This window comes from Streptosporangiales bacterium (assembly GCA_009379955.1).
Classification (GTDB): Bacteria; Actinomycetota; Actinomycetes; order Streptosporangiales; family WHST01; genus WHST01.
Genome location: WHST01000035.1, coordinates 1 through 25,944, shown reverse-complemented (window position 1 = coordinate 25,944; position 25,944 = coordinate 1). Strand labels below are relative to the sequence as shown.

Sequence of the window (25,944 nt, the reverse complement as noted above, 5' to 3'; positions counted from 1 at the left end):
GTCGAGAGGAGCGTGGTCGTGGCCCGATGGTTGCGCCGCAAGAAGGCGAAGTCCGGGCGGCTGCGTGAGGCCGACCGGGCCGACCTCGCGCACCTCGAGGAGTTCGCGCGGTCGCGGCGGGGCGTCGAGGGCTTCGTCGAGCCCAAGACCGCGGTGACCGAGACGACGCTCGTCCTGGTCGCCGTCGACGGCGAGTGGACCCGCCGGCGCGTCCCTGGTCCCCGTTACGCCCACGACTTCGCCAACCGCCTCGGCATCCCGAGCTACGACGCCGCCGTCGTCGGCTATCCCCAGCGCATGCGCGAGTGGAACGCCCGCCGCGCCCAGGAGCAACGCCTCGCCGACCGCCGCCGCCTCGAGGACCGCTGAGGCCCGAGGCGCAGGCTCAGCCGGCCAGGCTCTCGGCCAGCTCCACCATGGTGCGGACCGTGACTCCCGTGCCGCCCTTGCTCGTGTAGCCGTCGGCCTTGTCACTGAAGGCGGGACCGGCGATGTCGAGGTGGACCCACGCCTGGCCGTCGGGCACGAACGCCTTGAGGAAGACACCGGCGAGGAGCATGCCGGCGTGCCGGTGGCGGGCGACGTTGGCGATGTCGGCGACGTCGGAGGAGAGGTGCTCACGGCCGTCCGGGGGGAGGGGCATCGGCCAGGCCGGCTCGCCGGCGCGATCGGCCGCCGCCACGACCGCGGCGCGGGTCTCGTCGTCGCCGAGCACGGCGAAGTACCGGTGGCCGAGCGCGACCATCTGGGCGCCGGTCAGCGTCGCGATGTCGACGAGGATGTCGGGCTCGTCCTCGACGGCGCGGGCGAGGGCGTCGGCGAGGACGAGGCGACCCTCGGCGTCGGTGTTGAGCACCTCCACCGTCGTCCCGCCGTACGTCGTGAGCACGTCGGACGGCCGCTGGGCCGAGCCGCTCGGCATGTTCTCCGCGCACGCGAGGTAGCCGACGACGTTGACCTTCGGCTTGATCCGGCTCACCGCGACCAGCGTGCCGAGCACCGCGGCCGCGCCGCCCATATCGCACTTCATCGCGGCCATGCCGTCGTTCGTCTTGAGGGAAAGACCGCCTGAGTCGAACGTGATGCCCTTGCCGCACAGCGCGAGGGTCTTCTTCGCGCGGGGGTGCGTGTACGCCACCCGGATCAGCCGCGGCGGGTTCACGGATCCCTGACCGACGCCGACGAGACCGCCGTAGCCGCCCTTGGCCAGCGCCTTCTCGTCGAGCACCTGCACCTTGAGGCCGTGGTCCTTGCCCGTGCGCACCGCGGCGTCGGCGAGCCCGGCGGGGCTCTGGTCGGACGGCGCGGTGTTGACGAGATCGCGGGCCAGGCGGACGCCGGCCGCGACCTGCTGCGCGCGGGCGAACGCCGCCTTCGTGGCACGGTCGCCGGCCCGGTCGCTCGTCACCGTGACCTGGCCGACGGGCGCCGCCTCCGCCCTCGGCGTGGTGCGGTACCGGTCGAAGGTGTACGCGCCAAGCTCGGCTCCGAGGGTCACGGCGGCGACCTGCTCCGGTGTCGCCGCCGGGAGGGCGACGACGACGGTCCCGGTGCCGGCGAGACTGCGGACGGCGGTCGCGGCGGCCGCGCGCAGTGTGTCGAGGCCCGCGGAGTCGTCCGACCAGGCCCCGAGCCCCACCGCGACCACCGTGTCGGCCGCCAACCCGGCCGGCGCGGGGATGCGGGTGACGGCGCCGACCTTGGTGCCTGCCCGCACCACCGCGAGGCTCTCCACGAGCCCTCGCTTCGCCCGCCGGGACGCCTTGACGAGGTCCTCGGCGCCGGGGGCGAGGGTCGGGCCCGGGTCGTCGCCGGACGGGACGAGGCCGACCACCACGGCGTCGGCGCGGGCCGAAGCGGGCGACTTCCTGCTGAGCACTGATGCGGTCACGGGGCTCCTTTCGAGGCGTTGCCGAGCCCGATCGTACGGCTACGCAGCGGATTCTCGCCTGTCGCGTGTGTCCGCGAAACGCCGCGCGCGCCATTTCGCGGGTAACGGAGCCATCACGAGTACTTCCCTTGGTACTTTCCATGCGGCAAGGTCAGGGCACCATCCACGGCGCCGCCGGTGAGAGGCCGGTACGGGCGAGACCCCGGCGCGTTTCGACGAAGAGGTCGGAAGGGGCACGAATGGTAGGGCGGTATCTAGCGCGCGGAGGCGTCGCACTGGTCGCGGTCGCCATGCTCGCGGCGTGTGGCGGCGGCGGTGGTGGCGGTGACGACGGCGGCGGCGGTAGCACGGACAAGGACGCTTTCAGCGGCCGCGGACCCGTGACCTACGCCACCGGCAAGGACACCTCGGGCAACCAGCAGAACCAGGTCGACGCCTGGAACAAGAGTCATCCCGACGAGAAGGTCCGCATCGTCGAGCTGCCCGAGTCCGCTGACGCGCAGCGTCAGCAGATGGTGCAGAACGCACAGACGAAGTCGAAGGAGTACGGCATCCTCAGCCTCGACGTGGTCTGGACCGCGGAGTTCGCGGCCAACCGCTGGGTGCTGCCGATCCCCAAGGACGAGGTGGACACCGAGGCGTTCCTCAAGCCCACGATCACGAGCGCGACGTACCGCGGCAACATGTACGCGGTGCCGAACTTCTCCGACGGCGCGCTGCTGTACTACCGCAGCGACCTGCTGAAGAAGGCCAAGGTCGCCGAGCCGCCCAAGACCTGGGACGAGATGAAGGCGGCCTGCGACAAGGTGCTCGCGCTCCCCGAGGGCAAGGGCATGAGCTGTTACGCCGGCCAGTTCGACAAGTACGAGGGCCTCACCTGCAACTTCTCCGAGGCCATCAACTCCGCGGGCGGCGCGGTCCTCGACGACAGTGGCAAGCCCGACGTGAACACGCCAGAGGCGAAGGCGGGACTCGACTTCCTCGTCAACGGCATCAAGAGCAAGGAGTTCCCGAAGGCGTCCGTGACGTACCAGGAGGAACCGTCACGACGGGCGTTCCAGAGCGGCGACCTCGTCTTCATGCGCAACTGGCCGTACGCCAACGCGCTGATGAACAAGGAGAGCGCGTCGAAGGTGAAGGGCGGCAAGTTCGCGATGGCCCCGATCCCCGGCCAAGACGGTCCTGGCGTCTCGACGCTCGGCGGTCACAACCTCGCGGTGAGCGCGTTCGCGGAGAACAAGGCCACGGCGCTCGACTTCATCACGTTCCTCACCAGTGAGGAACGCCAGCGGGCCAACCTCGTCGCCACGTCGCAGGCGCCGACGAGGAGCGGGTTGTACGACGACCCGGCGCTGGTCAAGAAGTTCCCGCACCTGCCGACCCTCAAGGAGTCCATCGAGACGGCGAAGCCGCGTCCCCAGGCGGTCAAGTACGGCGATGTCACCGTCGCTCTCCAGGAGGCGGCATACGGCGCGATGAACGGCGAGAAGACGTCGGACCAGGCGCTGAAGGACCTGCAGGCCGAGCTCGAGAAGCTGATCACGGAGTAGACACCTCCGCGGCGAGCCGGATGGCGTGTACACGCCATCCGGCTCCCGCGGCTGTGTTGCCATGGGGAGGGTGTGACATGGCAGTTGCCGCAGGAGCAGTGCGGAAGGCGGGGAAGAGACCGAAGAACCGTGAGGAGGGCGCCGGCCGGCTCGCCGCGATCCTGGTCTCACCGACGATGGCCGTGCTCGGTCTCGTCGTCCTCTACCCGATCATCTCCGCTCTCTACACCTCCCTGTACCGGGAGGGCGAGGGCCTCGACGCGCAGGGCTTCGTCATCGAGGGCGACCAGTTCGTCGGCCTCGGCAACTACGCGGCGATGTTCGCCGGTGCCGGGGCGGACAGGTTCGTCAACGCCCTCTACAACACGACGTTCTTCACGGTCACGACGGTGCTCTTCGAGACCTTCATCGGCGTCGCGATGGCACTGGTGATGCACCGGGCCTTCCGCGGCCGGGGCATCCTGCGAGCGAGCATCCTGGTGCCGTGGGCGATCCCGACCGCCGTCTCCGCACTGCTGTGGAAGTGGATCTTCCAGCCCGACGGCGCCGCGAACGCGTTGCTGCGGACCGAGATCCTGTGGACCACGGAGGGGTGGCAGGCCAAGGTCGCCATCATCCTCGCCGACACCTGGAAGACGGCGCCGTTCATCGGCCTGCTCGTGCTCGCCGGGCTCCAGACGATCCCCGGCGAGGTCTACGAGGCGGCGAAGGTCGACGGTGCGAGCGGCTGGACCCAGCTGTTCCGCATCACCTTGCCGCTCGCCAAGCCCGCCCTGCTCGTCGCCGTTCTGTTCCGGCTGCTCGACTCGTTGCGCATGTTCGACCTGCCGTACGTGCTCATCGGTCCGCGCAAGGACTCGGTCGAAGTGCTCTCGATGCTCGCGTTCGACGAGGCGAACCAGACGAGATACGGACCGGCGGCCGCCTACGCGACGATCCTGTTCCTCTATGTCGCGGTCATCGCGTTCCTGTTCGTCAGGCTGCTCGGCGCCGACGTCATCGGCGCGGCCAAGTCGCAGCGGAAGAAGACCCCGCGGGCGAAGGCGCCGACCGCGACGACGGCAACCGGAGGTGCGGCATCATGACGACCGTCGCAGAACGCGCGCCCAGCGCCCCGGCCACCCAGCCGGTGAAGGTCAAGAGGGAGCGCAACGTCTGGCCGATGATCGGCGTCGCCGTGATCATCGTCTACTGCCTCGTCCCGTTCTACTGGATGGTGGTCTCGGCCTTCCGGCGTCCCGACGACCAGTTCAGCAACCTGCCGATCCCGTGGCCGATCTCGATCGAGAACTTCGTCGCGGTGTTCAAGCCCGACGTCGGCTTCGGCCGGTCGTTGCTGAACAGCCTCATCGTCGCCGGCACGGCGACGATCCTCACCCTGATCATCGGCACGTTCGCGGCGTACGCGCTCGCGCGCCTGGACTTCAGGTTCAAGAACGTGGTGCTGGCGGTCATCATCGCCACGTCGATGTTCCCCGGCATCTCGCTCATCGTGCCGCTGCTCAAGGCGTTCACGGACTGGGGGAACCTGGGACCCGTTGGCGCGTTCCTCGGCTCGATCTGGGGCGAGAGCTGGATCAACACCTACCAGGCGATGATCCTGCCCAGCCTGTCGTTCGCGTTGCCGCTCGCGGTGTTCAACCTCACCGCGTTCTTCCGGCAGCTGCCGTTCGACCTCGAGCAGGCGGCGATGATCGACGGCTGCACCCCGGGCCAGGCGTTCCGCAAGATCATCATCCCGCTCGCCGCACCGGGCGTGTTCACCACCGCGATCATCACCTTCATCGCGGCGTGGAACGAGTTCATCATCGCGCTGTCGATGGTGAACGAGAAGGAGATGCAGACCGCGACCGTGGCGATCTCGAAGTTCACCGGCGCGTACGGGTTCGACCAGCCGTTCGGCACGCAGATGGCGGCCGGTGTGCTCGTGACCGTGCCGCTCGTCGTGGCCGTGCTCATCTTCCAGCGCCGGATCATCGCCGGCCTGACGACCGGAGGCGTGAAGTAGGCCCGGCCCACCCCATTAGGGTCTGGTGCATGGTCGACAGCACGGACTGGTGGCGCGACGCGGTCGTCTACCAGGTGTACCCGCGCAGCTTCGCCGACGCCGACGGTGACGGCGTCGGCGATCTCGCCGGCATCGCGGAGCGGTTCGGCCACGTCGTGGGCCTCGGCGTCGACGCCGTGTGGTTGACGCCGTTCCAGACGTCACCGCAGGCCGACCACGGGTACGACGTGAGCGACTACGTCGACGTCGACCCGCTGTTCGGCACCCTCGGTGACGTCGACCGGCTGCTCGCGGTCGCGCACGACCACGGCCTGCGGATGCTCGTCGACCTGGTGCCCAACCACTGCTCCAGCGAGCACCCGCTCTTCCGCGCGGCGCTCGCGGCGGGCCCGGGCTCGCCGGAGCGGGAGCGCTTCCACTTCAGGCCCGGACGGGGCGAGGACGGAGGCGAGCCGCCGAACAACTGGACGAGCGTCTTCGGCGGACCGGCATGGACGCGGGTGGTCGGGCCCGACGGCATGCCGGGGGAGTGGTACCTGCACATGTACGCCCCCGAGCAGCCGGACTGGAACTGGGACCACCCGGCGACCGCCGAGCTCTTCGACGGGGTCCTGCGGTTCTGGTTCGACCGGGGGTTCGACGGTGTGCGCATCGACGTCGCGCACGGTCTGTTCAAGGCCGCCGACCTGCCCGACCTGCCCGACCCGTCCGTCCAGCGACCGCTGCTGCTGCGCAGCAACCCGCTGGCGTGCGACAGGGAAGAGGTGCACGACGTGTACCGGCGGTGGCGGCGGATCGCCGACACCTACGACCCGCCCCGCTGCCTCGTCGGCGAGATCAACCTGCCCGCCGACCGCGCCGCGCGCTACGTGCGCCCCGACGAGCTGCACCTCGGCTTCGCGTTCGCGTTCATCCACACGCCCTGGGATCCCGCGGCCCTCCGGTCGACGATCGACGACCTGCTGGCCGCGTCGACGGTCAACGGCGGGCCGGTCACCTGGGTGACGGAGAACCACGACGTCGTGCGCTCGGCGACGAGGTACGGCGGCGGGTCGCGGGGGCACGCCCGCGCGCGGGCGGCGCTGCTGCTGATGCTCGCGCTGCCGGGCACGGTGTACCTGTACCAGGGCCAGGAGCTCGGCCTGCCCGAGGTCGACGTGCCGCCCGGCGCGCGGCAGGACCCCGCCTGGTTCCGCAGCGGGCGCACGCGGGACGGCTGCCGCGTCCCGCTGCCGTGGACCCGCGACGGTGCGTCGTACGGGTTCTCCCCGGCGGGCGCCACCGCCGCGCCGTGGCTGCCGCAGCCGGCGGGCTGGGGCGACACGTCGGTCGAGGCGCAGGATTCCGACGAGGCGTCGACGCTCGCGTTCACCCGGTCGGCGCTGCGCCTGCGCCGCGGCCTGCTCGCCTCGAGTGTGCTCGGACGCGAGGTGATCGAGCAGAACGAGACGATCGGCTGGCTCGACGCGCCGCCGGGCGTGCTCGCGTTCACGCGGGGCGGCCTGGTCTGCGTGGTCAACGCCGGGGACTCTCCGGTGCCCCTCCCCGACGGCGAGGTGCTCGCGACCAGCGGCGCCCTCGACACCGGCGGACACCTGCCGCGGGACACGGCCGCGTGGGTGCTCCCGAGCACGACGAACGGATCGGCCGGTCGATGACGCAGGAGCCGTTGCCGCTGCCCGGCGAGCTCGAACCGTTCAGGTACCAGCTCGCCCCGTACGCCAAGCCGGCCGTGACCTTCGGCGCCGCCGACGGCGCGCCGGGCGTCGGTGACTGTCACGTCGGCGGGCACCCGTACCTGCCGCATGGTGCGCCGTGGCCGGTCGACGTCCGTGGCGTGCCGATGACCTTCGTCCTGCAGCTGAACTTCGAGCAGGTCCCGGCCCTGCCGGGGTTCCCGAGGGCGGGCCTGCTCCAGTGGTTCGTCGGCGCCGACGAGGTGCTCGGTCAGCTGCTGGGGAACCCGCGGGTGCGCGACGGCTTCGACGTGCGCTACTTCCCCGGCCCGAGCGGTCCGTCCGTCGTCGAGCCCGGTGCGCCGACCCCCACCCCGCCGGAGGCGCACACGCCGCTCGACCGGCCGGGACCCGTGGCGATGGCGTTCACGCCCGCCCTCGACATGCCGGACTGGGAGAGCGTGGAAACGACGCGACTGCAGCGTGACCTGCCCTGGAGCGAGATCGAGCGGTTCACCGGCCGTGACCGGGCCGACGTCTGGGAGCCGCTCAACCCGCAGGGCGGCCGGATCGGCGGCTACCCGAGCTTCGTCCAGTACGACCCGCGGCGAAGCACGCGCCTTGGCCGCTGCTCGTCCAGCTCGACACCGACGAGGACCTCGGCGTGATGTGGGCCGGCGCGGGCGTCGGGCACCTCTTCGGCAACCCCCACCGCCTCGCCCACGGAGACACCTGGGACATCGCCTACCACTGGGACTGCGGCTGAGCGCAGGGCCGCCGCTGCTAGCGTCACGTCCATGACCGACGACGCCGCCCTGATCCGTTCTCCCCTGCACGACTGGCACGCCGCGAACGGCGCGAAGTTCGCCGAGTTCGGCGGCTGGGAGATGCCACTGGAGTACACCGGCGGTGGCGTGGTCAAGGAGCACACCGCCGTGCGCGAGGCGGTCGGCCTGTTCGACGTCAGCCACCTCGGCAAGGCCGTCGTCCGCGGTCCCGGCGCCGCCGACTACGTCAACGCCACGCTGTCGAACGACCTGGGCCGGATCGGTCCCGGGCAGGCGCAGTACACGCTGTGCTGCGACGACCCGACCGGCGGGGTCGTCGACGACCTCATCGCCTACCTGCGCGGCCCCGACGAGGTCTTCCTCGTGCCGAACGCCGCGAACACCGCCGAGGTCGTCCGGCGGCTCGCGGCGGCGGCACCGGCCGGTGTCGAGGTCGAGAACCTGCACGAGGCGTACGGCGTGCTCGCCGTGCAGGGGCCGCGCAGCGCCGAGCTGCTGAAGGACGTCGGCCTGCCGTACGAGCACGACTACATGTCCTTCGCCGATGCGGAGTGGAACGGCACCAGGGTCGTCGTCTGCCGCACCGGCTACACCGGCGAGCACGGGTACGAGCTGCTGCCGACCGCCGCCGACACGGTCCGCGTCTGGGAGGCGCTGGTCGCCGCCGGTGCCACGCACGGTGTGCAGCCGGCCGGGCTCGGGGCGCGCGACACGCTGCGCACCGAGATGGGCTACCCGCTGCACGGGCACGAGCTCACCCTCGACATCACCCCGGTCCAGGCGCGCGCCGGCTGGGCCGTCGGCTGGCGGAAGCCGGCGTTCTGGGGCCGGGACGTCCTCACCCGCGAGCGCGAGGAGGGCGCGCGCCGTGTCGTGCGCGGGCTCGAGGCGATCGACCGCGCGATCCCGCGGCCGGAGATGACCGTGGCCAGGGACGGTGAGCCGGTCGGCGTCGTCACGAGCGGCACGTTCTCGCCGACCCGCAAGCAGGGCATCGCGCTCGCGCTGCTCGACCGCGGCGTCGGCGACGGCGACGAGGTCACCCTCGACGTGCGCGGCCGTACCGCGCGCGCCCGCGTGGTGAAGCCGCCGTTCGTCACGCCCTCCACCCGCTGAGAGTCCTGCCCACCAACACCTCGACGCTCCGTCCGTCTCCCCGACGTACGGGAGCGTCGAGCGTATGCCGAGAAATCTATGCAAAGATCTCTTGGCAAAGGTTCCTTTGCACAGTATTCTCGGCATCGGAGGTGAGCAGGATGATGAGCTACGACATCGTGGTGCAGGAGAGGATCGCCCGGCTGCGCGAGGAGGCCGACAGCGTGCGTCGCGTCGAGCGCGTCATGAAGGTCCGCAAGGCCGAGCGGCGCTTCGTCAAGGCGCGCACCCGACTGGCGACGGCGAAGCTGCACGCCGCATGAGCGGCGACGGCGAGCCGGCGGCCGGCGAGGAACGGACGTACCCGCGCGGGTTCGACCCCGAGCGGGACGTCCTGCTCGACGCCAGGTCGCTGCGGGGCATCGCACACCCGCTGCGCAACCAGCTGCTCGGCCTGCTCCGGCACGAGGGGCCGTCCACCGCGACGAAGCTCGCCCAGCGACTCGGGCTGAGCTCCGCGGCGACGAGCTACCACCTGCGCCAACTGGCCGAGTACGGGTTCGTCGTCGAGGACGAGGGCAGGGGCAAGACGCGGGAGCGCTGGTGGAAGTCTGCGCACCGGTCCACCTGGTTCGACCGGTCCATGCTCACGTCCGACGCCGACGACGAGGGCGAGACCGACGCGCTCGCGGAGGAGTACCTGCGCGGCGTCGCGGACAAGTACATCGAGACCATCAGGGCCCACGTCGCCGAGAGTCCGTCGATGCCGGTCGAGTGGCAGCAGGTGGGCAACATGTCCGACGTGCTGCTGGCCCTGACCCCCGACGATGCCACGCGGCTCGTCGAGGAGATCCAGGACGTCATCCGCCGGTACCCGCGGTACGACGCCACGCGGGTGCCGACAGACGGCCGGCCGGTGTCACTGCAGTACCAGCTCATGCCCCGCACGATCAGGCCGGCCGCCGACCAGGAGTCCGGACCCGGCGACGGTGACGGCGACGGAGACGAGGAGGCCTGAGCCGTGGGCCCGGGTCCTCGCGCCGGCCTGGTCGGCCTCCTCGTCGCCTCGGGCATCTCCGCGGCCGGCACCCGCGTGTCGGTGGTGGCGCTGCCCTGGCTGGTCCTCGTCACGACCGGCAGCGCCGCGCAGACCGGTGTCATCGCGTTCGCCGAGATGCTGCCGTACGTCCTGCTGCAGGCGCTCGCGGCGCCGCTGGTCGACCGGTTCGGCGGACGCCGGGTCAGCATCCTGTGCGACGCCGCGAGCGTCGTGATCCTGGGCGTGACCGTCGTGCTCTACGACACCGGCGGGTTGCCGTTCTGGGCGCTGTGCGGTCTCGTCGCCCTACTGGGCGCGGTCCGCGGCCCGGGCGAGAACGCCAAGCACGTGCTCATCCCCGACATCGTCACCGCGGCCGGGCTCCCGCTCGAGCGCGGCGCGGGCCTGCTCGACGGTGTGTCGAGGGCCGGCAGCCTGGTCGGCCTGCCGCTCGGCGGGGTGCTCGCGGCGACGATCGGCGCCGGCAACGCGCTCCTCGTCGACGCCGCGACGTTCGGGGTCGCCGGTGTCCTGATCCTCGCGCTCGTACGGGTGCCGCGGCCGGCGCACGCCAGGGCGGCCCGACCCGAGGGCGGGTCGGGCGTCCGCGGCTACGTCGATGACATGCGCGAGGGCCTGCGGTTCCTCGTCCACGACCCGCTGCTGCGGGCGATCGGCCTCATGGTCCTCGCGACGAACCTCGTGGACCAGGCGTACACCGCCGTGCTGCTGCCGGTGTGGGCGAAGACGGTCTTCGGCTCCGCGACGATCATCGGCCTCGTCGGCGGCGCGGCGGGCCTGGGGGCGCTCGTCGGCAACCTGATCTTCAGCGTGATCGCGCACCGCCTGCCGCGGCGGATCACGTTCGCGATCTGCTTCCTCGTCGCAGGGGCGCCGCGCTTCTTCCTGCTGGCCTGGACCGACTCCCTCGTCGTCATCGTGACGGTCGTCGCCGTGACGAGCCTGTCCATCGGCGCGATCAACCCGCTGCTCGGTGCGGCGGAGTTCGAGCGCATCCCCGAACGGATGCGGGCGCGCGTCCTCGGCGCGGTCGGGTCGCTCGCCTGGGCCGGCATCCCCGTCGGCGGGCTACTCGGCGGGTGGCTCGCGTCCGGCGTGGGCATCACCTGGGCGCTGGTCGCGTTCGGCACGGCCTACCTCGTCGCCACGCTGCTCCCGTTCTTCCAGCCGGCCTGGCGCCTGATGGACCGCGACCGCACCCGTCCGCCCGGTCAGCCCTTCTCGCGACGCCTGCGCACGGCGGTCGCGCCGGCCAGGGCCGCGACGAGCACGACACCCACGCCGCCGGCCACCGCGGTGGTCGTGCCCGCACCGGTCGTATCGCCGGCACGAGACGGGGCGGCCGAGGGAGCGGGTGACGCCGTGGTCGAGGTCGACGGTCCACTCGACTGCCCGCCCACCGCCTCTCCGCAACCGCGGGCCGGGTAGCCGCCGACGGCACAGACGAGTCCGCTCGTGGCGTACCGGACACGGCCGGCCTGCGCGAGGACGTCCGCGCCGGTCGCGTCGTCGGGCACCACGGCACACCTCGTCGTCGGCTCGGTGCGCGGTGGTCGCGTGCCGTCGGGTGCGTCCGCGGCGGTGCCGTGGTCGAGCACCAGCCCGACCCGCTTGTACCCGGCCTTGATCCTGATCCCGGCGCAGATCCGGTCGAACGCCGGCGTCGTCCGCGGGCGTGCGGCCTTCGCCTCGGCTGCGGCGGTGAAGCGCCAGCCCTCGACCGCACCGTCGTCCGGCCGGTGCGTGGCCGGACCGGTCGTCGCGTACGTCCAGGTCGTGCCGTCGCCGTGCCAGTACGACCAGTACCGGTACGTATCGGCGTGCGCCGTACCGGCGAGCGGTGCGAGGCAGCCGAGCGTGACCGCGCCGGCGGCGACAGCGAAGCGCGTGCGGACGGCGGCGCGCCGCATCGACCTACTCGGCGTTCTCGCGGCGCCGGCCGACGAGGACGATCGTGCCGACGAGGACGATGCCGCCGATGACCGCGAGGGCCACCCAGCTGCCGGTGCCGCCGCTGTCTCCGCCCTGGCTCGCGGCGCGGGTCGCCAGCGGGGACGGCAGGAGGCTCGCCGACTGCGTCGGGGTCGTGGCCTCCGGGCCGGTGGCCGCGAGCCGCTCGACCGCGTTGTCTGCGATCTTCGCCGGGTCCTGGCCGGTGGCGGTGGCGGCGAGCACGATGTTGGCAAGCGCGGCCGGCGCATCCTTGCCGTCGGGGCCCTTGGTGTAGGTGGACGCGCCCTTGACGAGCGCCGCCATCGCGTGGTTCGCGTCGTCCGTCGCGCCGAACGCGGCGAGCCCGATGGCCGCGCTCGCGGTGGTGCCCAGGTCGCTGCCGCCGCCCTGCTGCGCGGGCACGGTGCCCTTGTTGTCGTCGAGCACGCCGGCGAGGTACGCGGCGGCGGCCGGGCCGGCGGCGTCAGGTGCAGGCTCGGGCTCCGCGCCACTGCCGCAGCTGAGCTGCCGCGGCCGGCCCTCGCCCGGTTGGGCGACCGGCAGGACCTGACCGGACAGCGCGAACAACGCGGCGGCTGCGGCGATGTCGTTGGCCTCGAGCTCCGAGCGGGTCTTCGCCGCCTGGAAGGCGAACGACCCGCGACCCTCCGCGGGAGCGTCGCAGCCGAGCTGGAGGCCGAGCAGCGCGTCGATCGGGGTCTTGCCCGCGTTCTCGGTGGCGGAGGGATCCTCGTCGGCCGCCGTCAGCGCCTGGACGAACAGCGCGGTGGAGTTGGTGTCGGACGCGCCACCGGCGTTATAGCCGATGCCCCCGTCGGTGTTCTGGTTGGTCGTGAGCCAGCCGACACCCTCGGACACCTCTTCGGAGAGTCCACCGACGCTCGCGAGCGCCTGGACGGCCATCGCGGTCGAGTTGCTGTCCTCCGACTTGGCGACGCACGGCTTCGCCGGGTCCGCGCGGTACGGACTCCAGCCACCGTCGTCGCACTGCTGGGTCACCAGCCAGTCGATCGCCGGACGGGGCACCGGGTGACCCGCGGCCTGCAGCGCGAGGATCGAGAGGCTCTGCCGGAACGCGCCGTCGAACGCCGGGTCCTGGGTGCCGAAGAGGCCCCGCGTGGCGTCCGTCGGCGCCGCCTGCGCCGACGCACCGAAGAGGAGGAGGGGAACGGCGAGCACCGCCGCGAGCGCGGTGCGTACCGGGGTCCCGAGCCTGACGGTGAGGGTCATCGCTGCCTTTCCTTCGTGCGCGACGCGTGGGTGATTCGAACCGATCGGTCGTGGCTATCCAAGCACCCCGAGGTGTCGCCGTCGTGTCGGGCACGCACGCGCGGGTACGCTGACCGGATGTCCTGGCAGTGGCGGTATGAAGGCGCCGACGGAGGTGTGGTCACCGTCGGCGCGAGCGACGTGGTCGAACGCTTTCCCTCGCAGTCCGACGCCGAGTCGTGGCTCGGCGAGAACTGGCACGCGCTCTCCGGCGCGGGTGTGCGGCAGGTCACACTCGTCGAGGACGGCCGTGAGGTCTACGGCCCGATGAGTCTCGAGGCCTGACTCCCGACCGCCCTCGTCCGTGGTCGTGCGTCCTCAGCGCCTCTCGCGCAACCGGATGCGGTCGGGGCTCTGTGTCTTCGCCGGGTCGTTCTCGACGAGCGGGCTGATCACGTCGTCGATCTTCGCCAGCAGGTCGGCGTCGAGCTTCACACCCGAGGCCACGACGTTGTCGTGCACCTGCTCCGGACGCGTGGCGCCGATGATCGCGGCCGAGATGGCGTCGTTCTGCAGCACCCAGGCCAGCGCCAGCTGCGCCATCGACAGGCCGGCCTCGTCGGCCAGCGGCTGCAGCGTCTGCACCCGTTCGAGGATGTCGTCGGTCAGCAGTCGCTGCATGAAGTACGAGGCCTCGTCGTCGCTCGCCCTCGATCCCTCGGGGTAGTCCTTGCCCGGCTTGTACTTGCCGGTGAGCACGCCCTGCGCGAGTGGCGAGAACACGATCTGCCCGATGCCGAGCTCCTTGCTCGTGGGGATGACCTCGGGCTCGATGACCCGCCACAGCATGGAGTACTGCGGCTGGTTGGAGACGAGCTGGATGCGCAGCTCCCGCGCCAGCTCGGCGGCGGCGCGCAGCTGGTCGGCGCGCCACTCGGAGACGCCGATGTAGTGCGCCTTGCCCTGGTGCACGACGTCGGCGAACGCCTCCATCGTCTCCTCGAGCGGCGTGTGCGTGTCGTAGCGGTGTGCCTGGTAGAGATCGACGTAGTCGGTGCCGAGGCGCGTCAGCGAACCGTTGATCGACTCCATGATGTGCTTGCGCGACAGGCCGAGGTCGTTCTGACCCTCGCCGGTCGGGAAGTACACCTTGGTGAAGATCTCCAGGCTCTCGCGGCGCTGCCCCTTGAGGGCGCGGCCGAGGACGGCCTCCGCGCGCGTGTTCGCGTAGACGTCGGCGGTGTCGAACGTCGTGATGCCGACGTCGAGTGCCGCGTTGACGCACGCGACGGCCGCGTCCTCCTCGACCTGTGAGCCGTGGGTGATCCAGTTGCCGTACGCGATCTCGCTGATGCGCAGCCCGCTGCGCCCGAGGTGTCGATATTCCATGCCTCGACCCTATCGAGCGCGCGGCACGGCGGCGTCCGCGAGATCAGGCCGCCTTGCCCCCGAGCAGTCCGTGCGGGTCGAGCACGAACTTCCTCGCCGCTCCCTGGTCGAAGTCGGCGTAGCCCTGCTCGGCCTGGTCGAGCGGCAGCACCGTGGCGTTGACGGCCTTCGCGATCTGCGCCCTGTCGTGCAGGATCGCCATCATCAGCCCGCGGTGGTACCGCATGACGGGGCACTGTCCGGTCGTGAACGAGTGCGACTTCGCCCAGCCCAGGCCGATCCTGATCGACAGGCTGCCGACCTTCGCGTCCTCGTCGACGGCGCCAGGGTCGCCGGTGACGTAGAGGCCGGGGATGCCGAGCCGCCCGGCCGCCTTCGTGACCTCCATGATCGAGTTGAGGACGGTGGCCGGCGCCTCGTGGTCGGCGTCGCTGCCGTGTCCACGCGCCTCGAAGCCGACGGCGTCGACGGCGGCGTCGACCACCGGGATGCCGAGGACCTGCTCGAGCTGGTCGGGCAGCGACGCGTCCCGGGTCAGGTCGACCGTCTCGCAGCCGAAGCTGCGCGCCTGGGCGAGGCGTTCGGCGTTCATGTCACCGACGACGACGACCGCGGCCCCGAGCAGCTGCGCGGAGTGCGCGGCGGCGAGGCCGACCGGCCCGGCGCCCGCCACGTACACGGTCGAGCCCGTCGTGACGCCTGCGGTGTGGCAGCCGTGGTAGCCGGTGGGGAAGATGTCCGACAGCATCGTCAGGTCGAGGATCTTCTCCATCGCCTGGTCCTTGTCGGGGAACGGCAACAGGTTCCAGTCCGCGTACGGCACCATCACGTACTCGGCCTGACCGCCGACCCAGCCGCCCATGTCGACGTAGCCGTACGCCGATCCCGGACGCTCCGGGTTCACGTTGAGGCACACGCCGGTGTGCCCCTCCTTGCAGTTGCGGCAGCGTCCGCAGGCGATGTTGAACGGCACCGAGCACAGGTCACCGTTCTTGACGAACTCGACGTCGCGGCCCGCCTCGACCACCTCGCCGGTGATCTCGTGGCCGAGCACGAGCCCCTCCGGAGCGGTCGTGCGCCCGCGCACCATGTGCTGGTCGGAGCCGCAGATATTCGTCGAGACGACCTTGAGGATCGCCCCGTGCGGGCACTCGCGCCCGATGTTGGCGGGGTTGACGCCGGGGCCGTCACGCAAGGTCAGGCTCGGGTAGTCGATTGCGCTGACCTCGACCTTGCCAGGACCCCTGTACTCGACGGCCTTGTTGGTGCTCGCCATGATCGCCTCTCTCCGACGGAACGTGCGGCCTTCCCCGGATCCCGGTGTACGGGCAGGGCGTCGTCGGCGGCCGAGGCGCAGGCGGGCGTGCGCACATGCGGCGTGAGTGGACGATGCCGGCCGCGGGCGCATCCCGTTGGCTCGGCCGTCTCGGGCCCCTGTGTGCGCGACGCTACGCCGCGGGCAAGGTCAACTCAAGAGGGGTAGGGCATGCCTCGATCGGTGGTCGATCGGTCAGCCGGCCAGCCGCGGTTGCGGATAGCGGCGGTTGGCCAGCGACGGGTTCGTCGTGCGCACGTCGCGGATCCGTGCGTGGTCGATCTCGGCGGTGAAGACGCCCTCCTGCTCGCCGAGCGAACCGACGGTGATCCCCTGGGGGTCGACCACCATGCTGTTGCCTGCACACACCGATCCGCACTGCCCGGACGCCACGACGTACGACGTGTTCTCGATGGCACGCGCGCGGACGAGGGTGCTCCAGTGCATCTCCTTCAGCGGGCCGCGGACCCACGCCGCCGGGACGAGCAGCACGTCGGCGCCCCGGTCGACCAGCGAGCGGGACAGCTCGGGGAAGCGCAGGTCGTAGCAGGTCATCAGGCCGAGATTGAGACCGGGGATCAGGTCGTCGAGCACCGGCGGCTCGGCGATGCCCGGGATGAGCCGGTCGGACTCCTGGTACGCGAACGCGTCGTACAGGTGGACCTTGCGGTAGGTGGCCGTGAGCTCCCCGTCGCGGCCGAGGACGACGAGGGTGTTGAAGACGCGCTCGTCGTCGCCGCGCTCGAAGATGCCGGCGACGAGGTTGGTGTCGGCGCCGCGAGCGAGCTTGCCGAGCTCGGCGACGAAGGGACCGTCGAGAGGCTCGGCGTGCGGCGCCAGCGGGTCGCCCGGCGGACCGAACTCCCGCATGGCCGCCTCGGGCAGCACGACGAGGTCGACCGGTGACTCCTCGCTCACGCTCTCCAGCGACCGGAGCTCGTCGACGAGGAGCCGCCTGATCGTCGCGAGGTTCTCCGCCTTGTCGGGTCCCGCGGCGAACTGGGCGACGGCGATCTTGGTGCGGGTGACGTTCATCGGGAGCCTTCCGGGGAGAGTGCGGTGGTGAGGAAGCCGAGGGACAGCGGATAGCGGTACTCGATCCCGCCGTGCCCCGCGTCGTACAGCTCGAAGGCGATGCGACCCTCGTCGACACCGTTGTCGAGCAGCGCCTGCCGGAACGCTTCGGCGCCGATGTCGAGGTTCCACTCGTCGCGGGTGCCGCCATCGATCCAGATCCCGCGCATCGACCGGAGCGCGTCGGCGTGCCTCGGCACCATGCGGACCGGGTCCCAGTCGAGCCAGCGCTGCCACAGGTCGGGATCGAGCACGCCGGTGCGGGTGTCGAACGGCAGCAGCGGCGTGCCGTCGTCGGCAGCGGAGAACGCGGCGGTGCAGCCGAGGGTCATGAGGAGCGTGTCGTCGCCCTGCTTCGTGAAGGCCGTGCGTCCGCGGAAGTCGTCCCACCAGCGCTGGATGTCGCCGTCGTGGTCACGCAGCAGGCGCACGCACTTGCTGAACTCCGGTAGGTAGAGGTACTCGTACAGCGCGTCGCCGGCGTGGGTCGCGAGACCGCCGAACAGGTCGGGTCGCAGCATCGGCGTGATCATCGCGCCGAACCCGCCGGACGACTTGCCCAGGACGCCGCGATGCTCGGGTGCCGGGAGCGTGCGGTACCGCGCGTCGACGTACGGCACGACCTCGTCGCACAGGTAGCTGTGGTAGCGCCCGGTGCCAGGGGAGTCGACGAACTGGCTGCCGCCGTACGCGGTCCACGCGTCGACATAGACGACGATTCCCGGCGGCGCGACGCCGTCGGCGAAGACCTCGTCGGCGAGCTCGGGGAAAGGGCGGCGGAACGCGGAACGGTTGCGCCACATGCCAAGATGCCCGGTGTAGCCCTGGATGACGTACACGGTCGGGTACCTGCGGTCGGTCTCCTCGGTGTATCCGGGCGGCGTGTAGACCCACAATGGGCGTTCGTGCGGGTCACCCAGCGGGTTGTCGCGCAGCAACGTGCTGTCGAGGACGTGCTCGTGCATCTCGCCGGCCCACTGCCCCGACCACGGTTGCATGCGGCTCCCTCCACGTCGCCCGTCTGGACTGCGCCCATCGTCGCCCGCCTACGACCCTAACGTCGTGCGGCGGGCTTGCGCGCCTCGATAAGGAAGCGGCGGGAGTGCGCGACGAACGGCCCGTCACGCCCGATGGTCTCGTGCAGCTCCGCGAGCCGGTCGCGGTACCCGTCGACCGTGAAGTCGGGGACGATCCAGATGACCTTCCGCAGGAAGACCACGACTGCGGCGATGTCGTGGAACTCCATCCGCAGCGTCTCGTCCCTGAGGTCCGCCACCACCAACCCGGCCGCCTCGGCGTCCGCGGCCGCGCGCCGCGGGCTGCGTTCGTCACCGATCGGCTGCGGCCCCATCATGAAGTCGGTGAGCTCGTGCACCGACCCCTGTCCGACCTGTTGCGAGAGATACGTTCCGCCGGGGGCGAGGACGCGCGCGATCTCCGGCCAGACCGCGACGACGGGATGCCGGCTCACGACGAGGTCGAACGTCTCGTCGTCGAACGGCAGCTCGCCGTTCTCCGGCGCGGCGACTACCTCCCCACCGAGCGGTGCCAGGTTGTGCCTGGCCACCTCCAGGTTGGGCGGCCACGCCTCGGTCGCCCGCAGGACCGGCGGTGCCGTCGAGATGCCGGCGAGCACTTCGCCACCGCCGGTCTGGACGTCCAGACCGGCGGACGCCTCGGCCATCCGTTCGCCGAGCAGTCGGGCGTACCCCCACGACGGCCGATCCTCGCTCGCCCGTCCCTCGAACCAGGAGAAGTCCCACCCCTCGACGGGGACGGCGTCGCCCTCGGCCAACAGGTCCTCGAACGTCCTCGGCTCGGTCACCGGACGAGTCTGCCGACGACCAGCTGATCGAGGCAACCGCGCCCCGCGGCCGCGTCAGCCGGGGCGGTGGTCGTACGGCGCGGAACGGTAACCGCGGCCGGTCGGGCCGATCCACGTGCAGGACCCGTCGAGATCGTGCTCCAGTCGCCAGACCTTTGCCGTCTTGGCCTGATGGTGTCGTTTGCAACCGGGACGCAGGTTGCACAGGCATGTCGGACCGCCGTCACCGTACGGCGTGACGTGGTCGATCTCGCAGCGCGCTGCGGGGCGGGAGCATCCGGGGAACGTGCAGACGGGGTCGCGCGCCCGGACCGCCCGCTGCTGGCGCACCGTGGGCCGGTAGGGATCGGGATGCCGGCCATCGACGGACCGGGCACCCGCGCATGCGCGCGAGTGCTCGATCGGCGGCGGTGGATCGTGGGCATGGGTGACGAGCTCGTCGCGCGAGCCGTAGGTCACCGGGTCGACGCAGAGCATCGCGCCGGTGTCGGGATGGACGACGAGGCGGGTGAAGCGGGCGCCGGCCCGCTCCGCGATGGCCCGGGCGACCGACGGGGTCACGGGGCCGTAGCCGGCGAGGTCGCCCGGGGCCTCCATATCGCCGAGGAGGGTGTCGAGGGAGACGGTGACCTGCACGTCTGCGACCGGCAGGCCGGTCCGGATGCGCAGGTGACCGGACAGCGCGGCCGTGCAGATCGCGACGAGCGCGTCGGCGCGGCGCTGGTCGGCGGTACGGCGGTCGTAGAGGCCGTCCGGTCTGGACCATTTCTCGGCCGCCGACCACACCAGCTGCGCCGACTCGGCCGGCAGCTCGAGCCACAGCCCGACCATGCCGTCGGGCAGGGGGATCCTCGTCACGGTGCGGGCGTCGACCGCGCGGGCGTGTCGCCGCTCGGCGTCGGCGGGATCGACTTCGAGCACCGCCTTGCGCACCGCGCGGCGGAACTCCGGCTCGGTCTGCTCCGGTGCGTCGGGCAGGATCAGCACCTCGACCGCTGCGCACTGGGAGTCGTCGAGGTGCACGGTGTGCCGGGACAGGAACCGCACCCGCTCGATGCTCAGCCGACCGGCGGCGAGCAGCTCGCGGGTGCCCGTCAGCCGGGTCGCGAGGTCACCGGCGACCGTCACCAGGGTGCCGGCCTGGTGCGGCGTGGTCAGCAGCTCGCACTGCAACTCCTCCTGCGTGTACTCGGGCGAGTCTCCCGGAGTGCCGGGCAACGGCGACTCGAGGAGCCGGGCCACCAGGTCGTGCTGCAACCCCAGCAACCAGCCGACGCACCGCTGCGCCACGGCGACCGCATCGAGCAGACCGTCGTGGTCGAGGTCGCCCCCGCAGGCCTCGACCAGCGCGCTCACTACAGAGGGCGACGGCGCGCGCGTGACCAGCTCGGCCGGCGGCACCGACCGCCGCGCCGGCACGCCCGCGAGCATCCGGGCCGACGCCTCCACGGCGCCGGCCGGATCAGCATCGACCCTCGGCTCGAACATGTGTGCGACTCTAGGGCATGTCGCCGACGTCGACGGTGGGTCGAGAGGGATCTGTGGATGGCCTGTCAGGTCAGCGCGCGTCGCCGGTGAGCTGGTCGAGGGGCAGCGGTCCGCGGTCGAGCACGGTACGGATGGCGAACGTGCTACGCGCGTCCCGCACGGACTCGATGGCCAGGATCTGGTCGAGCAGCAGCCGCTCGTACTCCACGAGGCTCGGCACGACCGCCTCCACGAGGAAGTCGGCCTCCCCGGAGACGACGTGGCACGACACGACGGCCGGGATCTCGGCCAGCGCCGTCTCGATGTGTTGCGAGGTCTCCCTGGAGTGCTGCTCGACCCGCAGCGAGATGAAGACGGTGAGTCCCAGGCCGAGTCGCCCGCGGTCGAGCTCGGCGCGGTAGCCGGCGATGAGCCCGTCGGCTTCGAGCGCCTTGGTACGCCGCAGGCAGGACGACGGGGAGAGCGACACCGCCTCGGCGAGGTCGACGTTGGCGACGCGGCCGTCCTGCTGAAGGTGGCTCAGGATGGCGCGATCTGTCTTGTCTCGGATCTTCTCCGGCATGTCAGCCATGGTAACGGGAGAGACGGCCGCACGATGTTGCGCGGATCGGCCTCTGGTGGGCCACATTTGCCAGCGCGTGCCGGCCGATCCCGGGCACGCTCGAGGCATGAACGCGACTCCTCCTCCGGCCCTGTCCAACAGCCGCGGCGCGGCGCTGTACATCGGCGCCCTGCTCGGCCCGAGCCTGTTGCTGCTGCCCGGCCTCGCCGCCGACCTGGCGGGACCGGCGTCGATCCTCGCGTGGCTCGGCATGCTCGTGGTCTCCGGCCTGCTCGCCTGGGTCTTCGCCTGCCTCGGCACGCGGCTCCACGGTCGCGACGGGGTCGCGGGCTACGCGACCGCCGGCCTCGGGGAGCGCGCGGGGCGTGCGGTCGGCTGGGCCTTCCTCCTCGGGGTCGTGCTCGGCGCCCCGGTCGTCTGCCTGATCGGCGGTACGTACGTCGCCGCCCTCGTCGGGGGCGGCAGGACGACGAGCGTGCTCGCGGCGGCGGCCCTGCTCGCCGTCGTCGTCGTGCTCACGCTCGGCGGGGCACGCACCGGCACAGCCGTCCAGGTCGTGCTCGTCGCCCTGCTGGTCGGGCTCGTCGTCGTGGCCGTCGCCGGCTCGGCGTCGTCGGCGCGGGCGGCGAACTGGCTCCCTTTCGCACCGCACGGGTGGACGTCGGTGGGCAGCGCGAGCGCGGCATTGATGCTGTCGTTCGTCGGGTGGGAGGCCGTCGCGCCTCTGACCTCGCGCCTGCGGGACCCGCGCCGGCAGCTGCCGTGGATCATCGGCGTGGCCTTCGCCGTGACCCTGACCGTCTACCTCGCGCTTGCCGCGGCGACCGTCGGCGTGCTCGGGCCGGACGCAGGCAGTGCCGTGCCGCTCGCCGACCTGCTGCGCGTCGCCGTCGGTGCGGCCGGGCCCTACGTGGCCACGGTCGCGGCGGTCGTGCTGACGCTCGCCGCCACCAACGCGTACCTCTCCGGGGCGGCCGCGCTCGTCGCCGAGCTACGGGCCAGGCGACCGGAGCGCACCGGCCCGGTCGACTCGCGCAGGCTGCAGCTCGGTGTGGCGGCAGCGGGGATGCTGCTGCTCGGCGGCGTGGCGACCGGCATCGTCACCACCGCTCAGCTGGTGGCTCTTCCGACGACGTTGTTCCTCGTCGTCTATCTCGGGTGCACCGCGGCTGCCGCACGGATCCTCCGGGGGCCGGTACGGGTCGCGGCGGCCGTGGCGTTCGTCGCAGTGCTCGGCGTCCTGGCCTTCACCGGGTGGGCGGTGCTCCTCGGGTTGCTCGTGATCGTCGCGGCGTACGTTCAGCCTCGGTGCAGCGCGCGGCGGAGGACCTCGGCCGTGTGCAGCGCGGTGCGACCGGTGCCCTGGGCGAGTTGGGTGCGGCACGAGAGGCCATCGGCGACGACGAGAGTGTCGGTGGAGGCGGAGCGGACCTTCGGGTACAGGGACTGCTCGGCGCAGGCCTGCGAGACCTCGTAGTGCCCGTCGGCGAAGCCGAAGTCGCCGGCGAGGCCGCAGCAGCCGGGGCCGGCCTGGTCGGGACGGACGCCGACGCTGCGGAGCAGCGAGAGGTCGCCGGCCGCGCCGCGGGTCGAGGTCTGGTGGCAGTGCACCTGGACGACGGCGTCGACGTCGAGGTCGGCGAACGGAAGGTCGTCGCGGTCGGCGAGCAGTTCGGGGAGCGTCGTCAACGAGGCGGCGACACGGTCGGCCAGGGGGTCGCCGGGGAGGAGCTCCCTGGCGTCGTCGCGCAGCGTCGACGTGCAGGACGGTTCGAGCCCGAGGATCGGGTAGCCGGCGTCGAGATACGGGGTGAGCGTGGCGAGTGACCGGCGGACGATCCTGCGCGCGATGTCGAGCTGGCCGGTCGAGTACCAGGTGAGGCCGCAGCACACCGGGCCGCGGGGCAGGACGACGCGGTAGCCGAGTGCCTCGAGCACCTCGACCGCGGCGGCGCCGACGCGGGGCTCGAGCAGGTTGGTGAAGCTGTCCGGCCAGAGCACGATCGTGCCCGCACGTCCGCTGCCCCGTGAGCCGCGGCGGCGGAAGGCACGGCGCAGGGTCGTCGCCGGCAGCCGCGGGATGTCGCGCTGCTGGTCGATGCCCGCGACCGCGCGGGCGAGCGTCGCGAGTGCGGGCGTGCGGCCGACGAGGCCGCTCACGCCGGGGGCGCCCTGGGCGAGCCGCAGCCAGACCGGGAGCCAGCCCAGGGAGTAATGGGTGCGCGGACGGAGCCGGCCGGCGTGGTGGTGGTAGAGGAACTCGGCCTTGTACGTGGCCATGTCGACGTCGACGGGGCAGTCGCTCTTGCACGCCTTGCAGCTCAGGCACAGGTCGAGCGCGTCGCGCACCTCGGTCGACCGCCAGCCGTCGCGGATGACGTCGCCCTCGAGCATCTCCGCCAGCAACCGGGCGCGGCCGCGCGTGGAGTGCACCTCGTCCCTCGTGGCCTGGTACGACGGGCACATCGCGGTGCCCGACGGCACCCGGCACTTGCCCACGCCGACGCAGCGGCGCACGGCGCCGGTGAACGACCCGCCGTCGGCGTGCAGCGCCTGCACGGGGACGAACGCCGCCGGTCGCTTCGGCGGTCCGAACCGCAGGTCGGCGTCGAGCGGTGCGGGGTCGACGACGATGCCCGGGTTGAGCATGCCGGTCGGGTCGAACGCGTGCTTGAACGCGCCGAACGCCGCCATTGCGTCGCGCGAGTACATCCGGGACAGCAGCTCCGAGCGCGCCCGCCCGTCGCCGTGCTCGCCCGACACGCTGCCGCCGTGCGAGGCGACGAGATCGGCGGCGTCCTCGACGAAGCTCCGGTAGCCCGCGATGCCGCCGGGCTCGTGCAACGGCCAGTCGACCCGTACGTGGGCGCAGCCCTCGCCGAAGTGCCCGTAGAGGACCCCGGTGCGGCCGTGCTTGTGCATGAGGTCGCGGAAGTCCGTGAGGTACGCCGCAAGGTTGTGCGGCGGGACGGCGGCGTCCTCCCAGCCCGGCCACGCCTCGGTGCCGCTCGCCGCCCTGGTCGCCAGCCCGGAACCGTCCTCGCGCACCCGCCACAGCGCCCTGGTGGTCGCGGGGTCGTCGGTGATCAGGTGGGTGGCCCCGGGGACCGTGGACGCGATCCGCTGCGCGGTCGCCCTGGCCTCGGCCGGCGTGGCGCCGCCGACCTCGCACATCAGCCAGCCGCGACCCTCCGGCAGGCCGTCGCCGACCCTGCCTCGTCCCGGGCTCCTGCGCACCGTCTCGACGAGCTCGGCGTCGAGGCCCTCAGCGGTCAACGCGCCGAGGGCCGGCAGGTCGGGCGCCACCTCCGCCGCCGCGATGACGTCGGGGAAGCCGAGCACCAGCAGGGCCGTCACGGCAGGCGTCGGCACCAGGCCGACGGTCGCCGACAGCACGACACCGCACGTGCCCTCGCTGCCGACGAACGCCCTCGCCGTGTCGAAGTCGTTCTCCGGGAGCAGTCGGTGCAGCGCGTACCCGGACACCTGTCGGCGGAACCTGCCGAGCTCGGTGCGCAACGTCTCCAGGTGGGCGTCGCGCAGCCCGCGCAGTGCCTCGTCGAGTGCAGCGTCGCCCGTGCCACCGCGTCGCAGGGTGACGATGCGACCGTCGGGCAGCAGCACCTCGAGCTCCCGCACGTGGTCGGCGGTCGTGCCCCACGCCGCGGAGTGGGCGCCGCAGGAGTTGTTGCCGACCATCCCGCCGATCGTGCAGCGGGCGTGGGTGGACGGGTCAGGCGGGAAGACGAGGCCGTACGGCGCGCCCGCCGCGCTCACCGCGTCGCAGATCGCGCCCGGCTCGGCGACGGCGGTCGCGGTGTCGGGGTCGACCCGGACGACGCGGTCCAGGTGCCGGGAGAAGTCGACGACGAGCCCGGGACCGACGGAGTTGCCGGCGATGGACGTGCCGCCGCCGCGAGAGGTGACGGGCACGCCGTGCTCGCGAGCGAGGGCGAGCGCGTGGACGACGTCGTCGGTGCTGCGCGGGAGCAGCACGGCCGCGGGCACGTGGCGGTACAGCGACGCGTCACCGGCGTACGCACCCCGCGTGGTCGTGTCGGTGCGGACCGCCGCGGGCAGCTCCCTGACGAGCGCCGCGCGCAGGCCGGCGGCGTCACCGGTCACGAGCGCTCCGGGACGCGTCCGATGAGGTGGAGGAGTGCGGCGATCCCGCGGTACGGGTCGGTGCGGCCCGCCTGTTCCTCGCACTCGAGGACCAGGGCGATGTTCGACGGCGGCGCCGCGGTGTCGGCCAGGGCGTCGCTGAGGGCGCGCACGCCGTACCAGGCCTCGACCTCGAGATCGAGCGAGCGCACCATGGCGACGAGGTCCTCCAGCCGGTCCGCCCTGGCCTCGATGCCGAGCCGGTTGACGTACATCGCCGGCGACGTGAACGCGTCGCGCGCCTGCTCCCAGTTGCCCAGCAGCGCCGGGCGGAGCGCGAGCGCGTCCCCGTTCCTCGCGAGCACCGAGAGCGCCCCACCGGGGGCGAGGGTGGTCACGAGGCTCCGCAGCAGGGGAGTGGGGTCGGGGAGGTACATCAGGACGCCGTGGCACAGGACCGCGTCGAACGACGCCGGCCCGAAGAGGTCGAGCGCGGTGCCGCCGTCGCCCTGGACGAGCTCGACCCGCGCGCGGGTGTCGTCGTCCTCCTCCTCGGCCAACGCCGTGCGGCACGCGTCGAGCATGCGGTCACTGGTGTCGAGCCCGGTGACCCGGTGCCCCGCGCGGGCGAGGCGGATCGCCTGGGTGCCCTGCCCGCAGCCGACGTCGAGCACTCGGGCGGACCCGTCACCGAGGTGGTACGCCAGCTGCCTGGCGACGAGCTCCTGCCGGACGACCTGACGGACCTTGTCGACGTTGGCGAGCCATCGCGACGCCCCGGGTTCGAAGGCGCTCGACGCCGCCATTAGGACGCTGCCACTAGTAGTACTTTGTTACGTGTGTCGCTACCGCTGATCCGGCTCGTGATGTGGTCGTGTTCTGATCCGTGACCCCGGAGGAGATGGACCAGGTCAGGCCGCGGCTGGTGGCGTTCGCTGCGGAGATGCTCGGCGGGCT

The 25,944-nt window shown here is 72.1% G+C and carries 22 protein-coding genes and 1 pseudogene; 12 read left to right on the top strand and 11 right to left on the bottom strand.

Translation table 11 applies throughout. From position 1 onward, the window contains the following. The first annotated feature begins 18 nt into the window (after positions 1 to 18). Positions 19 to 369, top strand: coding sequence for a hypothetical protein (locus GEV10_12865; GenBank protein MQA79347.1), 351 nt, complete (start codon positions 19 to 21; stop codon positions 367 to 369). Between the two features lie 16 nt (positions 370 to 385). Here GEV10_12865 and GEV10_12860 read toward each other — a convergent pair whose 3' ends face one another. Further along, positions 386 to 1,891, bottom strand: coding sequence for a leucyl aminopeptidase (locus GEV10_12860; GenBank protein ID MQA79346.1), 1,506 nt, complete (start codon positions 1,889 to 1,891; stop codon positions 386 to 388). A gap of 239 nt (positions 1,892 to 2,130) precedes the next feature. Here GEV10_12860 and GEV10_12855 point away from each other — a divergent pair, with 239 nt between their 5' ends. From GEV10_12855 to GEV10_12815, 9 genes are all read left to right on the top strand, one after another. Continuing rightward, complete coding sequence (locus GEV10_12855) at positions 2,131 to 3,441, top strand: extracellular solute-binding protein (GenBank protein ID MQA79345.1); 1,311 nt, start codon at positions 2,131 to 2,133, stop codon at positions 3,439 to 3,441. A 77-nt stretch (positions 3,442 to 3,518) separates the two neighbouring features. Continuing rightward, positions 3,519 to 4,526 (top strand): ABC transporter permease subunit, encoded by a 1,008-nt coding sequence (locus tag GEV10_12850; protein MQA79344.1) that lies wholly within the window; start codon positions 3,519 to 3,521, stop codon positions 4,524 to 4,526. Between the two features lie 77 nt (positions 4,527 to 4,603). Beyond that, positions 4,604 to 5,449 (top strand): ABC transporter permease subunit, encoded by an 846-nt coding sequence (locus GEV10_12845; protein ID MQA79343.1) that lies wholly within the window; start codon positions 4,604 to 4,606, stop codon positions 5,447 to 5,449. A 29-nt stretch (positions 5,450 to 5,478) separates the two neighbouring features. After that, positions 5,479 to 7,107: an alpha-amylase gene (locus tag GEV10_12840; GenBank protein MQA79342.1), complete on the top strand. Its 1,629-nt coding sequence runs from the start codon at positions 5,479 to 5,481 to the stop codon at positions 7,105 to 7,107. Next, entirely contained in the window at positions 7,065 to 7,793 is a 729-nt protein-coding gene (locus GEV10_12835) for a DUF1963 domain-containing protein (protein ID MQA79341.1), read from the top strand. The genes GEV10_12840 and GEV10_12835 overlap by 43 nt, the downstream gene beginning before the upstream one ends. After that, positions 7,664 to 7,891 (top strand): DUF1963 domain-containing protein, encoded by a 228-nt coding sequence (locus GEV10_12830; GenBank protein ID MQA79340.1) that lies wholly within the window; start codon positions 7,664 to 7,666, stop codon positions 7,889 to 7,891. The genes GEV10_12835 and GEV10_12830 overlap by 130 nt, the downstream gene beginning before the upstream one ends. 31 nt (positions 7,892 to 7,922) lie before the next feature. After that, entirely contained in the window at positions 7,923 to 9,029 is a 1,107-nt protein-coding gene (gcvT, locus tag GEV10_12825; protein ID MQA79339.1) for a glycine cleavage system aminomethyltransferase GcvT, read from the top strand. Between the two features lie 64 nt (positions 9,030 to 9,093). Continuing rightward, positions 9,094 to 10,026: a helix-turn-helix domain-containing protein gene (locus tag GEV10_12820; GenBank protein ID MQA79338.1), complete on the top strand. Its 933-nt coding sequence runs from the start codon at positions 9,094 to 9,096 to the stop codon at positions 10,024 to 10,026. A gap of 3 nt (positions 10,027 to 10,029) precedes the next feature. Further along, on the top strand, positions 10,030 to 11,496 hold the full coding sequence (locus GEV10_12815; GenBank protein MQA79337.1) for an MFS transporter: 1,467 nt from the start codon (positions 10,030 to 10,032) through the stop codon (positions 11,494 to 11,496). A 486-nt stretch (positions 11,497 to 11,982) separates the two neighbouring features. On the opposite strand, the gene GEV10_12810 is transcribed toward GEV10_12815, so the two are convergent. Further along, positions 11,983 to 13,251, bottom strand: a complete 1,269-nt coding sequence (locus GEV10_12810; GenBank protein ID MQA79336.1) for a hypothetical protein — start codon at positions 13,249 to 13,251, stop codon at positions 11,983 to 11,985. Positions 13,252 to 13,368: 117 nt separating this feature from the next. Between GEV10_12810 and GEV10_12805 the strand changes: the two genes are divergently transcribed. Beyond that, entirely contained in the window at positions 13,369 to 13,575 is a 207-nt protein-coding gene (locus GEV10_12805) for a hypothetical protein (protein ID MQA79335.1), read from the top strand. A 33-nt stretch (positions 13,576 to 13,608) separates the two neighbouring features. Here GEV10_12805 and GEV10_12800 read toward each other — a convergent pair whose 3' ends face one another. From GEV10_12800 to GEV10_12770, 7 genes are all read right to left on the bottom strand, one after another. After that, a complete protein-coding gene (locus tag GEV10_12800) occupies positions 13,609 to 14,619 on the bottom strand; it encodes an aldo/keto reductase (GenBank protein MQA79334.1) in 1,011 nt (336 codons plus the stop codon). A gap of 43 nt (positions 14,620 to 14,662) precedes the next feature. Next, complete coding sequence (fdhA, locus tag GEV10_12795) at positions 14,663 to 15,895, bottom strand: formaldehyde dehydrogenase, glutathione-independent (GenBank protein MQA79333.1); 1,233 nt, start codon at positions 15,893 to 15,895, stop codon at positions 14,663 to 14,665. A gap of 234 nt (positions 15,896 to 16,129) precedes the next feature. Then, on the bottom strand, positions 16,130 to 16,969 hold the full coding sequence (locus GEV10_12790) for a hydrolase (GenBank protein MQA79332.1): 840 nt from the start codon (positions 16,967 to 16,969) through the stop codon (positions 16,130 to 16,132). Beyond that, on the bottom strand, positions 16,966 to 18,006 hold the full coding sequence (locus GEV10_12785) for an enterochelin esterase (GenBank protein ID MQA79331.1): 1,041 nt from the start codon (positions 18,004 to 18,006) through the stop codon (positions 16,966 to 16,968). Before GEV10_12785 ends, GEV10_12790 begins: the two co-directional genes overlap by 4 nt. Positions 18,007 to 18,062: 56 nt before the next feature. Next, positions 18,063 to 18,833, bottom strand: a complete 771-nt coding sequence (locus GEV10_12780; protein MQA79330.1) for a methyltransferase domain-containing protein — start codon at positions 18,831 to 18,833, stop codon at positions 18,063 to 18,065. Between the two features lie 54 nt (positions 18,834 to 18,887). After that, positions 18,888 to 20,321 carry a DUF222 domain-containing protein gene (locus GEV10_12775; GenBank protein MQA79329.1) on the bottom strand — a complete coding sequence of 478 codons (1,434 nt, stop codon included), beginning with the start codon at positions 20,319 to 20,321 and terminating at the stop codon, positions 18,888 to 18,890. 70 nt (positions 20,322 to 20,391) lie between these two features. Beyond that, on the bottom strand, positions 20,392 to 20,883 hold the full coding sequence (locus tag GEV10_12770; GenBank protein ID MQA79328.1) for a winged helix-turn-helix transcriptional regulator: 492 nt from the start codon (positions 20,881 to 20,883) through the stop codon (positions 20,392 to 20,394). 106 nt (positions 20,884 to 20,989) lie between these two features. Here GEV10_12770 and GEV10_12765 point away from each other — a divergent pair. Continuing rightward, positions 20,990 to 22,147: pseudogene (locus GEV10_12765) on the top strand (amino acid permease). Between the two features lie 35 nt (positions 22,148 to 22,182). Here the strand turns inward: GEV10_12765 and GEV10_12760 are convergent. Together GEV10_12760 and GEV10_12755 are read right to left on the bottom strand one after the other, a co-directional pair. After that, positions 22,183 to 24,963, bottom strand: a complete 2,781-nt coding sequence (locus GEV10_12760) for an FAD-binding protein (GenBank protein MQA79327.1) — start codon at positions 24,961 to 24,963, stop codon at positions 22,183 to 22,185. A 41-nt stretch (positions 24,964 to 25,004) separates the two neighbouring features. Continuing rightward, positions 25,005 to 25,793 carry a methyltransferase domain-containing protein gene (locus GEV10_12755; protein ID MQA79326.1) on the bottom strand — a complete coding sequence of 263 codons (789 nt, stop codon included), beginning with the start codon at positions 25,791 to 25,793 and terminating at the stop codon, positions 25,005 to 25,007. Positions 25,794 to 25,944: the final 151 nt, after the last annotated feature.